Source organism: Cecembia rubra (assembly GCF_003014575.1).
GTDB lineage: Bacteria > Bacteroidota > Bacteroidia > Cytophagales > Cyclobacteriaceae > Cecembia_A > Cecembia_A rubra.
The window spans coordinates 886,961-899,548 of sequence record NZ_PYGF01000001.1 but is presented as its reverse complement, the minus strand read 5'-3'; the positions used below and the strand labels follow the sequence as shown (position 1 = coordinate 899,548).

General features: G+C 39.6%; 7 protein-coding genes. 5 read left to right on the top strand and 2 right to left on the bottom strand.

The annotated features are described in order from the left end of the window. Positions 1-34 precede the first annotated feature (34 nt). Positions 35-466 carry an SRPBCC domain-containing protein gene (locus CLV48_RS03705; protein WP_106565849.1) on the top strand — a complete coding sequence of 144 codons (432 nt, stop codon included), beginning with the start codon at positions 35-37 and terminating at the stop codon, positions 464-466. A 268-nt stretch (positions 467-734) separates the two neighbouring features. Here the strand turns inward: CLV48_RS03705 and CLV48_RS03700 are convergent, their stop codons facing one another. Together CLV48_RS03700 and CLV48_RS03695 are read right to left on the bottom strand one after the other, a co-directional pair. Beyond that, entirely contained in the window at positions 735-1,118 is a 384-nt protein-coding gene (locus CLV48_RS03700) for a GreA/GreB family elongation factor (RefSeq protein WP_106565848.1), read from the bottom strand. Between the two features lie 448 nt (positions 1,119-1,566). Then, complete coding sequence (locus tag CLV48_RS03695) at positions 1,567-4,440, bottom strand: ligand-binding sensor domain-containing protein (protein WP_106565847.1); 2,874 nt, start codon at positions 4,438-4,440, stop codon at positions 1,567-1,569. A 250-nt stretch (positions 4,441-4,690) separates the two neighbouring features. Here CLV48_RS03695 and CLV48_RS03690 point away from each other — a divergent pair, with 250 nt between their 5' ends. Genes CLV48_RS03690 through CLV48_RS03675 form a run of 4 tightly spaced genes read left to right on the top strand, consistent with a single transcriptional unit; the run spans position 4,691 to position 12,416 of the window. Next, positions 4,691-7,771 (top strand): SusC/RagA family TonB-linked outer membrane protein, encoded by a 3,081-nt coding sequence (locus CLV48_RS03690; RefSeq protein WP_106566131.1) that lies wholly within the window; start codon positions 4,691-4,693, stop codon positions 7,769-7,771. Between the two features lie 5 nt (positions 7,772-7,776). Further along, a complete protein-coding gene (locus CLV48_RS03685; protein WP_106565846.1) occupies positions 7,777-9,243 on the top strand; it encodes a RagB/SusD family nutrient uptake outer membrane protein in 1,467 nt (488 codons plus the stop codon). A 10-nt stretch (positions 9,244-9,253) separates the two neighbouring features. After that, positions 9,254-11,284: a PKD domain-containing protein gene (locus CLV48_RS03680; RefSeq protein ID WP_106566130.1), complete on the top strand. Its 2,031-nt coding sequence runs from the start codon at positions 9,254-9,256 to the stop codon at positions 11,282-11,284. A gap of 10 nt (positions 11,285-11,294) precedes the next feature. Continuing rightward, positions 11,295-12,416 carry a glycoside hydrolase family 16 protein gene (locus CLV48_RS03675; RefSeq protein ID WP_245889473.1) on the top strand — a complete coding sequence of 374 codons (1,122 nt, stop codon included), beginning with the start codon at positions 11,295-11,297 and terminating at the stop codon, positions 12,414-12,416. The last annotated feature ends 172 nt before the right edge of the window (positions 12,417-12,588 follow it).

The following is a 12,588-nucleotide window of genomic DNA, read 5'->3' as shown; positions in this document are numbered from 1 at the left end:
TCTACCTTTGCAATAAGCTTCTAAACTTAAGGTAATGAAAATCAGGACAGAAATTATTATTAATGCTTCCAAAGAAAAGGTTTGGGATATTCTCACCGATTTCGATAAATATCAGCATTGGAATCCATTTATTGTAAAGAGTCAAGGTCTGGCGATTCCTGAAAGCTATTTGGTCAATACCATGAAAAATGGCGATAGATTCATAACTTTTAAACCCAAGGTTTTAAAAGTAGAACCCAATAAGTACTTTGATTGGCAAGGAAAATTATGGTTTAAAGGACTCTTTGATGGGCATCATTTTTTTCATATCGAAGAAATCCACCCTAATCAGGTGAAATTGATCCATGGGGAGAATTTTTCAGGCCTAATGAGTAAGATGATCTTAAAGAAAATTGGCCAGCAGACGAGGGAAAGCTTCGAACATATGAATAAGGCCTTAAAGAAGGCTGCTGAATCAGATCATTAGGGATCCAATGTAGGGTTTCAGCAAATTAATACAAAAAGGCAAATTGGTTTTGGGATCCAACAACATAATATCCATATAAATTAAAGGGCCATATTCAATAGCGCTGCTGTCATTCCCACACTGATAATGCCACTATTAGAAATACTAAAGATCGATTAATAGGATTGGGATTGTATTTCTTTCTTAAATGAAAATTTATTGGCTACATAAAAAAACCTTGCTGTTCTTAATTTTCGAAAAGCAAGGTTGGAATGAAAGAGGAATAAGCTTAGACCGGTAATGACTTTGAAACTTTTTCAATTAAAAATTTTCGGACACCAGCAGGAAGTTGCCATTCAAACTCTTTTCCTTCTTGGAATCCTATCAAGGCCACTCCAAGAGGAGAAAGAATAGAGATTTTTTTATCTTGAAGATTAGCATCAGCAGGTAAGGTTAAGGTAAAACAAAGTCGGTTACCACTACTGATTTCTCTAACTTCGAAGTAAGAATTTAGCTGAATGACATTGTCTTTTATTTTTTTGTCATCTACTATTTTAGCCCTCCGCAATTCATTTTGTAAGGACCCCATTTCTTTTGTTCTTTGGCTGGGGTGAGCATTTTCTATCAGATTTTTAATGATCTGATGGTCTGAGATTTTTAATACAGGTATCATTGAAATTGATTTTATATAAATTTTTGAATAGGATTCCTTCAAAACTGTTGTTCTGAATAGGATTCAATGAAGTGAAAGGAATTCTTGGATTTTTCCCCCGCTAAATAGTCAAGAAAATATTAGCAGGGGTTACTTTACAAAGGCTTTGTTATGTGTAGTACATATGTATAGCAAAGCAATACCCTGGAGGTTTGCAGAAAAAATTTTTGCTATAGAACTTCTGTACATGTCCTTTGGGAATTTGTTTTACAAGTTAACTAAACTTGGATAGGTTTCCTATAGTAGTAGTAACCTTGAGTTAATACTTAAGGTTCCCTTGCTTGTATGGAATTAAAAAGAGGATATTTGGATTAGACCTATCCATATACCGGTTATATGATTTGGAAAGCTTAAAATATGTTTTGTGTCTTCATTCTAGTTGATGGGTCTTCCGTAATTGAGAATCAAATTAAAACTTCAGAATAAACTCCTGAAGGTTGTCACTTCTTTCTAATTGCAGTTTTTTTCTTAACCTATATCGGGAAATTTCAACTCCCCTCGGGCTAATATTCATCAAAAAGGCAATCTCTTTTGTTGAAAGGTTCATTCTTAAATAGGCTGTCAATTTTATTTCCTGAGGGCTCAAATTTGGATAAGCCCTTTTAAACCTGTGCATAAAATCCCCATGAACCTGATCAAAGTGGATTTCAAACTGCTTCCAATCGTCATCTTCAGCAATATTCTTGTCAATGCTGTGTATGACTTTTTGGAGCTCATTTTTAACCTCTTGGTTTTTACTTTTTTTGATAATCAGCGAAAGTTGGGATTTCGTTTGATCTATAAAACCATTTTTATTCAGTAAATGCATGGTAGCAGAGGCCAGTTCCTTGTTTTTATTCTCAATTTCAACTTCTAATTTTTCAGTTTTCAATTTTTCAAGTTCTTGTTGGGAGTTTCTGAGATCTTTGGATTTTTCTTCCAATTCTTTCTTTTGTCTGGCGGTTAAGGCCTGAGTCTTTTTTTGATATTGTTTATCCACCTTTTTGTAGGCAAGCAATAAGAAAAGAACTGATGCTATCAAATAGATGAACCACGCCAATGAGGTTCTGTACCAAGGTGGTAGAACGGTGAAATTGAAAGGTATAGCCTCTGCTATCTGTCCATAGATATCTTTGCTTTGGACATGAAAAGTGTATTTTCCTTCTCTCAGATTGGTATAGGCCTTGTCCCTTTTATTTGTCCATTCCCCATATTCACTTTCAAGACCTTCCAGCCAAAATCTGAATTGGGTGGTATTTTCATTGTTGGGGATACTATTGGTAAATTCAAAACGAATATCAGCTTGGTTAAAAGGGAGTTCTAGTCCCTTGCCTTCTGTTCCGAACTTTTGTTCCATCATTTCAATATGCTTTCCCAAAGCCAAAAGCGAATCTCCTGGTTTTGTCAGATATACTGCTTTAATAAAGGCAGGATAAGTAGGAGGCATGATTTTGTTAATATCAAGTTTGTACCAAATGAATCCCTCATTGGCAGCAAACAGGACCTCATTTGACCTTAAGAGTGAAACATTTTGCAGATCATCGTTCAATAGCGGAATTATCTTATTGAAAATCTGGTGGTTTTTTTGGAAAGTGCCGTCTGATTGTTTTTCTAAAACCCCCACTTCTTTATTACCGATATAAAAAATATTCCCAATCGGGTCTTCTACCAAACTGGTGATCAGAAATTCATTGTCAAAATAGGGGCTAAAAACAGCATCCTTTTCAAACCTGTCTGTTGATGGATTGTATATATATATCCCATATTCCGTGGTAAAAACCACCCTTCCACCTATTTTCCAAACCGAATTCAGTAAATTGGTAGGTAAACCTTCCTTATTTCCATAAAACTTATAGTTTACTTCTGTCAGGTCATCTGATAGGGACAATTTATAAATTCCTTTATATCCATGTGACATCCAAATATTCCCTAATTCATCCTGTTGAATCAGTCTGCAAGATTCCTCAAAACCTTTAAGCTTTCTTACAAAAAAGTAGTTTCCATTCTTTTCCTCAAACAAAACCAAGCCTTTGTATGTGCCTGCTAAAATCAAATTAGGTCTGTCTTTTAATGGGAGAAAACCCCAGACTCCTTTGACTCCTGGAATAGGATCTGCTCTGTCGTTTTTGATCAAAAATGCTCCTTCATTATGGCCCATTAACAAATTTCCTTCAATTTGGCCAAAGCTGTAAGCCTGTCCCTCAGAATTAGAGATTTTAGTTATTTTTTCTCCACTCCCCGACATTTTTCCTGTCTCTATATTGGTTCCCAAATAAATATCTTCTTGGAATAGTTTGGCTGCATAGCCAGTACCCAAAATCCCTTTCTCTGGGCCAAGCAACCTAAAAGGTAAACTCAATTCCAAAAGTGTAATACCATTGTTATGGCCTAGCCATAAATTACCGCTCTTATCTTCAAAAATTGAAATCACAGTATTGTTTTGCAGTCCTTTTTCCTGATTCATGTGGAGTTCAAGGCTTCCATTTTCCTTTAAAATGTACAGCCCGTCATACTGGGTTCCGACAGCAATATTCCCATTTCTTAGTCTAATAGCCTTGTTGACTTTGCTAAGTTTTGGCAGGTTTAATGGACTCCATGAGTTTAGGTTCTGAGAGGAAAAAAGGTAAATTTCGCCCTTTTCGGTGAAAACCTGCAATTCCCCTGAAGTAGTTTCCAGAATTCCGCTCAATAGTTCAGTTTTCAGTTTGGCCATATCTGAAAGAAGAACTGCTTCATTTTTTTCAAGCTTCAATAGCCCCTTTTCAGAATCTTGAAAATAGAGTTGGTTATTGCTGAGGTGAAAGCTTTCAAATTCGCCTATACTTTCTATTATATTCACCAAAGCTCCATTTTGATCGAAAATGAATAGATTCTTAATCGTGCAGAAAATTAACCTTTCGTGGATTTTAAAAATTTTCCAGACTTCTTCTACATTTTGGTATTTCAATGGGAGTTGGGTAATCCATGAAATGAATTCCATCCTGCCAATATGGTTCGGTCTAAAATAACCTAATTGTCCCTGCCCGGCAATGTAGATCCTTTTATTGTTTTCAATTAGCAAATCCCGGATTTTGGTACTATTGGGAAGGGGGTGCCTTTCCCAGGTAGTGCCATCATATTCCAGGAGCCCAAAATTATTTGCCACGTAAATCAAACCATTTTGATCCTGACCAATAGAGAAATTCTGAATACCTCCATTGTACTCTTTGCTTGAATAATACTTTGAAAATGGAATGCCAAATTCTTGGGCAAAACTTGGTAAAGCAAGAATTAAGAAAGGAATTACCTGTAGTAATTTTTTCATTGGACCATTTGACTATTGTGCCTGATAAGAAAGTTATGAAAAAAGTTTGATGTATAATAGGTCAATGATATTGAAATTTATTTTTGATTTGAAAAGGTCTTCAAAAACATCAAAATTGACATTTTTTTCATTTTTTGATGAGTTTTTGTGAAATCAGTTTTTTCCATTTGATGTAGTTATGATGTATCTGAATTTTTTGTTTGTTGTATCCATTTGTCGTGATTGTGCAGGCATTGTAAATCCAAAATACATGAAAAAATTATTTACATTATTCTTTACGCTGTACATACAATTTTCATTGTTTGCACAGACTGGTTCCATAAGGGGACAGGTACTTGATGATAGGGGAGATCCTATACCGGGTGCCAGCGTTTTGAAGGTGGGCACGACCACTGGTACAGTGACCGATTTAGACGGATATTTTACGCTTTCAGCAAGTCCTGGTGACCAATTAAGGGTTAGCTTCGTTGGATTTAAACCCCAAACTATTACTGTAGGATCCGAGCCATCCATAAAAGTGAACCTGGTATCCGAAATAACTTCTTTGGGGGAAGTCTTGGTCGTAGGTTATGGTACGGCAACAAGGAAAGAACTGACTGGCGCAGTTTCACAAGTCCAAGGTGAGGATGTAGCCAAAATGAATATGCCAAGGGTTGACCAAGCCTTACAGGGCAAACTTTCAGGGGTTACCATTACAACTAATTCCGGAGCTCCTGGAGGCACTTCCAATATAAGAATTCGTGGATTGGGTACCTTTGGAAATAACAATCCCCTGATCTTGGTCGATGGAGTTATTTTTGATGCAGCCGGCCTTAATTCTCTAAATCCCAATGATATAGAATCCATTAACGTACTCAAAGACGGCACTGCCGGTATTTATGGAGTAAGAGCTGCAAACGGAGTTATCATTATTGAAACGAAGAAAGGTTCATTGAGCAGTAAGCCGTCTTTGGAATTTAGTAGCTATTATGGTGTTCAGGAAACTGCAAGAAAACTCAATCTTTTAAATGCAAGGGAATATGCTATATTAAAAAACGAGGCATTTGCAGCTGGTGGGATGGCTCCACCATTTGCTAATGTAAACCTTGGTTTAGGCACGGATTGGCAAAGTGAAGTTTTCCAAACTGCACCCATTCAGGAGCATACAATTTCAGTAAACGGAGGATCTGAAAAGACATCTTATTCTATTGGCGGAGGATATTTCGGCCAACAAGGGATTGTGGGTGGTCCAAGGTCCAACTTTGAACGGTATAATGCCCGAATCAATTTTGTGACAGAAATTGCTCCAAAATTGAAATTGACAAGTGTCTTTTTATATACACATGAACAGACCAGTGGAATTCCTCAGGGTGGAATCGGTTCTGTATTATTCAATACCATCAATGCTTATCCTACTGAGCCAGTATTTGTAGGAAATAGATTTTCATATCTGGAAAATGTAGCAGATATCATCAACCCATTGGCTCAAATAGAAAATACTTTCAATGAGACTTTTGTAAATAAACTGGTAGGTAAGCAGGAGCTTTCCTATAAGATAAATGAGCACTTTAACCTTAACGGAAGGGCAGGATATAATTTCGCTTTGGTGGATGGAAAAGCCTTTTCTCCTCTGGCGTGGTTTGGACCTGGCAAATTTGCAAATACTGCCAGAAATGAAAATCTGGACCCAGTGTTGGTTGATGTTGGCGGTACATTGATTGAAAGGGGAGCTTCTGTTTTTGAAAACAGGGATTCATTTTTAGACTACAACCTGGAATCCTTTCTGAATTATGATAGGAGATTTGATGGTATACATAGGGTAAAAGGAACTTTAGGAGTAAGTTACTTTGGTAATAGAAACATGGGCCTAAATGGTACAGCATTCAACATTCCAAATAATGATTTTGCTTTTGCTGATATTTCTGCCAATCAGGCTCCAGGAGGATTTTTGAACCAAACTGGCTCCTTCCAGACCCAACAACGATTGATTTCATCTTTTATCAGAGGGGAATATGAATTCAAGGGCAGGTATATGTTTTCAGCTATACTGAGAAGAGATGGTTCAACCAATTTTGGTCCTAACAACAGGATTGGTTACTTCCCCACTGTTTCCGGAGGCTGGGTGGTTTCTGATGAAAGTTTCTTCAATTCAAATGCTATTGACTTTATGAAACTTCGTGCCAGCTTTGGTGTATCAGGTAATGACCAAATCGGTCTTTTTAGATATAGAGGTCTGATGAATGGATTGGCCAGGTATGTTTTCAATGACTTCATTATAAATGGAGCAGCAATTGGAGCTACAAGCAATCCTGATTTGAAATGGGAGACTACACTTCAGACTAATATTGGTTTGGACTTCACTTTGTTCAAAGCAATAGATTTTACAGCTAATTACTTCATCAAAGATACAAGGGACCTTCTTTTCCAACCTGAAGTTTCCGCCTTGTTGGGTTCTTATGGCCCAGGTGGTTTTCCACCGGTAATCAATGCAGGTAATGTATCCAATAAAGGTCTCGAGCTGGAAATCGGTTATGGAACTTCCAGACCTAAAGGGGTCAACTTTAGGGTGGATTATAATGCTACATTCATAAGGAATAGGGTTACCAAAGTTCCTGAAGGTTTAGACTTTATTCCAGGGGCTGCATTTGGTGTCGGAGGCAACATTGCTACCAGGTTCCAGGAAGGATTCCCAATTGGTTATTTTGTTGGCTTCCAAACAGATGGAATCTGGCAGACAGCCGAAGAAATTGCCTCTAGTCCGGTCAGACAGCCTGATGCAAGACCTGGAGATCTCCGTTTTGTAGACATCAATGGTGATGGTGTCATCAATTTCAGTGACGATTCAGACCGTACTATGATCGGTTCTCCAATCCCAGATTTTATCATGGGACTTAACCTGTCAGTGGATTACAAAGGTTTTGATTTCTCTGCAAATGTGTATGCCGCTATTGGTCAGGATATTATCAGAAACTATGAGAGACAGCAGCCTTTTGCCAATCAACTGGCTTACAATGTAAACCGATGGACAGGCCCGGGCACTTCTAATGATATCCCAAGATTGACTACTGGACAGACCAGAAATACCGTTTTTTCAGACTTCTTTGTTGAAGATGGATCTTTTGTAAGACTTAGAAACGTCCAAGTAGGTTATACACTTCCTGAACAAATTTCAGGTAAGATTGGAATCAAATCCATGCGTTTCTATGTAGCGGCCAATAACCTGATCACTTTGACCAGGTATATGGGCTTTGACCCAGATGTGGGATCTGGCAATCCTCTTTTTGCAGGTGTGGATAACGGTATATTTCCACAGGCGAGAGTTATCATGGGTGGACTAAACTTTAGATTTTAAGAAACATGAAAAAGCTATATATCATTATTTTGGCCTTAACCATGTCCTTGGTCTCTTGTGACCAATGGTTGGATATTGAACCTGAATTTGTTCAGGATGCAGAAAATTTCTTCAATACCGAAGAGGATTTTCAAAGGGCTGTGATCGGGGTTTATGATTTGATGCAGACCAATTACCTGCAAGTTTGGATAGGTGAAATCGCATCTGATAATTCCATAGCAGGTGGTGAAAGTGTAAACGATACCCAAGGTCTTCATGAAATTGACGGCATGAGGCATGGGGGAGTCAATAATGAATTACGGGATGTGATGCGCTTTAATTATGCGGGAATTGCCCGGGCAAATTTCATCTTCGAAAATGAAAATAAAATTGACTTTCCATCAAAAGAACGTCTGATGGCCGAGATTTCTTTTATCAGGGCTTACTTCTACTTTACCTTGGTGAATTACTTTGGAGATGTTCCCTTGATTGTCGATAGAAGAGCATCCATCAATGAAGTATTTCAAATTAATAGAACTCCCAAAGCACAGGTATATGAGCAGATAGAAAGAGATCTGGACCGGGCTATCCGGGTGCTTAACTGGACCAATCCTGAAGTTGGTAGGATTACAAAAGGTGCTGCTATGGCCTTGAAAGGCAAGGTATTGTTGTACCAGCAAAAATTTGCTGAGGCAGCGCAGGTATTGGACGAATTGATCACCACCAATCAGGCCGGATATGCCTTGGTGGCTGATATGAGATCCATGTGGTTGGTTGCAAATCAGAACAGCAGTGAGGATGTGTTTACTATTCAGCATTCCGGATTGCAGGGAGGGGATTATGGCTGCCTTGTTTGCTTGCAGGGAAATCCTGCCCCTGGCTTCCATGGTATCAGGAATTATGTTGGACCTTTCTATGGAGATGGCAACAGCTACAATCTTCCTACTCAGAATTTATATGATTTTTTCGGGAATGACCCTCGTAGGGAAGTAACAATTCTTGATCTCGATGCCTTTATAGCTGCACAGCCCAACCCTTCAGAGATATCCTACATGATTGGAGGAGGAGGTCACACAGGTTATTATAACAATAAGTACATCAAGAGAGATTTTGAAAGAGGTCTTCCGGATGACGATCTTACAAGCCCTTTAAATTACCGTGCGATACGTTATGCCGATGTTTTATTGATGGCTGCCGAAGCCTTTGCACAAATTGGAAACGATGCCCGCGCAAGAACAGAATTGAACAAAGTACGACAAAGGGCGGGAGTGCCGGACATTACAAGTTCAGGTAACCAATTACTGGAAGATATTTACCGCGAAAGGAGATTGGAGCTTTCCGGTGAAGGTTACAGATTTTGGGATTTGGTTAGGACTGGAAAAGCGGCTGAAGCTATTTCCGGTTTTCAGGTAGGAAAGCATGAATTGTTTCCTATTCCTCAGGTGGAGATTGATTTAGCAGGTGGCAGATGGTCACAGAACCCAGGTTATTAATTCAAAAGCAATGAACAAAATATTCAAATTAGCAGCATTCTTATTACCTGTCCTTTTCATGTGGGCTTGTATAGATGAATATAGATTGGATGCAGAACCTCCAACGATACAGGAGGCAGGCTTTAGCTTTGAACCATCAGAAGAAAGTGACAATATTCTTCAATTTACCGCAGACAATGACTTTTTTCTAATGGTCTGGGATTTAGGGAATGGTGTAAAAGCAGAGGGAAGAAAGGTGACAGGATTTTATCCTTTGGCAGGTACATATAAAGTTACGCTTACAGTGTACAACCGGGGAGGAAGTGTTTCTTTCTCAAAAGACATATTGATTGAAAATACAGATCCGACCTTATTGGATAGACCGGTTTTCAATCTGCTTACAGGCGGTATCGATGCCATCAATGGTAAAACTTGGGCCATAGACTCTACTAGGGCAGGTCATCTTGGAGTTGGCCCTATAGGAAGTGAATTTCCTGAGTTTTATCAGGCCCGTCCTAATGAGAAAGTAGGAAGTGGAATGTACAATACGCGTTATACCTTCAAATTGCGTGATTTTGTATTCGATTGGAATACAGGAGGCTTGGTGTATTTGAATGCCGCCCAAGGATCCAATTTTCCAGGTGCTTTTGACCCTGGAGTAGGGGATTTGTCAGCTCCTTTTGCATCTCCAGGTGGATTAAATTGGAATATTGTGGAAGAATCAGGTAGGCATCCTGTCTTGAGTGTAACTTCTCCTGGCTTTATCGGATATTTTACAGGTACCCGTTCCTATCAGATCCTTAGTTTATCTGAGAATGAGATGTTCTTAAGGTTTACAGACCAAGCAAATAGCGCTTTGGCTTGGTATGTTCGTTTGATTCCTGCAGGGTTTGCCCCACCTGTTGACCCTCAGCCAGAGCCTGAAAATCCAAACGTAAACTTCAGCCTAAGTGATTTGGTAGGTAATGGAAGGAAAACTTGGAAACTCAAACCCGCTGCGGGAGCATTTGGGGTAGGTCCAGCAAGAGGTAGTGATGCCTTTTTCCCTAATGGAAATGACATTTCAGGAGATAGGCCATGTCTGTTTAATGACCTCTTTATCTTCAATGAAAATGGAACCTATGAATATGATGCGCAGGGAGATATTTTCGGTGAATTTTATATGGGCTTGTCGTCAGAAGGATGTCAGCCTGAAACAAATTTAGCGGGAACTCCCGGAGCTGCCTGGGCTTCTGGTGAGCATCAGTTCACCTTTACTCCAGGTACGGCCAATAGCTTACCAAAAATCACAGTAACTGGAACTGGTGCTTTTATAGTCCTGCCAAAAGCCTTTAATGGAGGTGAATATACCCAAGGACCACCTCGTCAAAACGAGTCAGTTACTTATGAAGTTATTGGCTACGATAGAGCCACAGGGGAATTGCAATTGTCTATAGATATTACTGGAAATGGGGGTGTCTTCTGGAACTTTACCTTGATTCCTTCAGGAAATGATCCTGAAGAAACCGGGCTGAGATTGCAGGATTTGATCGGAAACGGTTCCAAAGCTTGGAAGCTGAAACCGTCTGCCGGTGCTTTTGGAGTAGGCCCTGCACCCGGAAGTGATGAATTTTTCCCAAATGGGCAAAATATTTCCGGAGACCGCCCTTGTCTCTTCAATGACCTGTTTATCTTCAAAGAGAATGGTGTCTTTGAATACGATGCAAGAGGTGATATCTATGCTGAAGATTACATGGGTATTTCAGGAGGAGGCTGTCAACCTGAGTCCAATCTGATGGGAACCCCAGGGGCAGCTTGGGCATCAGGAACTCATCAGTTTAGTTTCCAGGCTGCTTCCGGAAATAACCGTGCGAAAATAACCGTGACCGGCACAGGTGCGTTTATTGTTCTGCCTAAGGCATTCAATGGCGGTGAATATACACAGGGGCCACCAAGACCCAATGAGTCTGTTACCTATGATGTCTTAAATTATAATCCAACTACCAGAGAATTAACATTGGTGATTGATATTACCAATAATGGCAGTGTGTGGTGGACATATGTTTTGGTTCCGGCAGATTAATATGATTGTTATGTTGATTAAGTTAAAACACAGCTTACTCTTCCTTCTTGCGGCAGTCCTTTCCCAGGCCTGCCAGCAAGAAGACGTTGATGCGAAATTGGTATTGCCTACGAATTTACAGGTCACTGTATTGCAAGGCGAGAGGGGAAATGTAACTGTGAATTTTTCGGCTCAAAACGCTAATTTCTTTAGGGTGAGTTTTGGAGTTGATAACCAGTTTCCTGAATTGGTGCAAGGCAATCAAGCTACTTTTTCCTACAGACAGGCAGGGACTTTTACCATTACAGTTCAAGCACATGCCACTGAAAATGATTTTATTAAAGAAGAAGTTCAGGTCAGTATTTCAGAGGCTGCTTTTGGACTTGCGATTCCCCAAAATGGCTATCTGAGTCCTGAAAGTTACGAGGGTTACCGCCTAGTTTGGAGGGATGAGTTTGAAGGAAATGCCTTATCTTCGGATTGGGTATTTGATTTAGGTGATGGATGCCCGACGCTCTGTGGATGGGGTAATAATGAACTGCAATGGTACAGAAGAGAGAATGTAAGGGTCGAAAATGGGCACTTGATTATCCAGGCTAGACAGGAAAATGCTGGAGGAAGAAATTATACATCTTCCCGCATCAAAACCCAGGGAAGGCAATCATTCCAATTTGGAAGAGTGGATATACGGGCAGCACTGCCCAAAGGACAAGGCATCTGGCCAGCCCTTTGGATGTTGGGAGATAATATTGATCAGGTGGGTTGGCCAAGGTGCGGGGAGATTGATATTATGGAAATGGTAGGAGGACCCGGAACTGCCAGAAACAATACCGTCCATGGAACAGTTCATTGGGACAATAATGGTAGCCATGCAGAGTTTGGGGGCTCAGTAACCTTGAGAGAAGGAATATTTAATGATAATTTCCATGTATTCTCTATCATTTGGGATGAGCAGAAAATTGTCTGGTTAATGGACGATGAGCCTTATCATGAAATTGATATCACACCTTCAGCATTATCAGAATTAAGGGGATCATTCTTTTTCCTGTTTAATATTGCAGTTGGTGGGAATTGGCCAGGCAATCCTGACAATACAACCATTTTTCCGCAACAGATGGTAGTAGATTATGTGCGGGTTTTTCAGAAGGAATAACAATCTATTAAACCAAAATGAAAAAGAGGCTGTCCATAAAATGGACAGCCTCTTTTTTTCAGGCAGGTATCAGCGTCTTAATTTTTATAGCCAAATTTCAGGCCATTCATTTGACTAATGATACAGCCTCTCTATAAAAAAAAAGCCCGGAATGCCGGGCTTTTTCACTCAA

Coding starts and splice junctions, on each gene's coding strand:
- CLV48_RS03680 (WP_106566130.1), top strand. CDS start 9,254: ATGAACAAAATATTCAAATTAGCAGCATTCTTATTACCTGTCCTTTTC.
- CLV48_RS03675 (WP_245889473.1), top strand. CDS start 11,295: ATGTTGATTAAGTTAAAACACAGCTTACTCTTCCTTCTTGCGGCAGTC.
- CLV48_RS03700 (WP_106565848.1), bottom strand. CDS start 1,118: ATGATACCTGTATTAAAAATCTCAGACCATCAGATCATTAAAAATCTG.
- CLV48_RS03695 (WP_106565847.1), bottom strand. CDS start 4,440: ATGAAAAAATTACTACAGGTAATTCCTTTCTTAATTCTTGCTTTACCA.
- CLV48_RS03685 (WP_106565846.1), top strand. CDS start 7,777: ATGAAAAAGCTATATATCATTATTTTGGCCTTAACCATGTCCTTGGTC.
- CLV48_RS03705 (WP_106565849.1), top strand. CDS start 35: ATGAAAATCAGGACAGAAATTATTATTAATGCTTCCAAAGAAAAGGTT.
- CLV48_RS03690 (WP_106566131.1), top strand. CDS start 4,691: ATGAAAAAATTATTTACATTATTCTTTACGCTGTACATACAATTTTCA.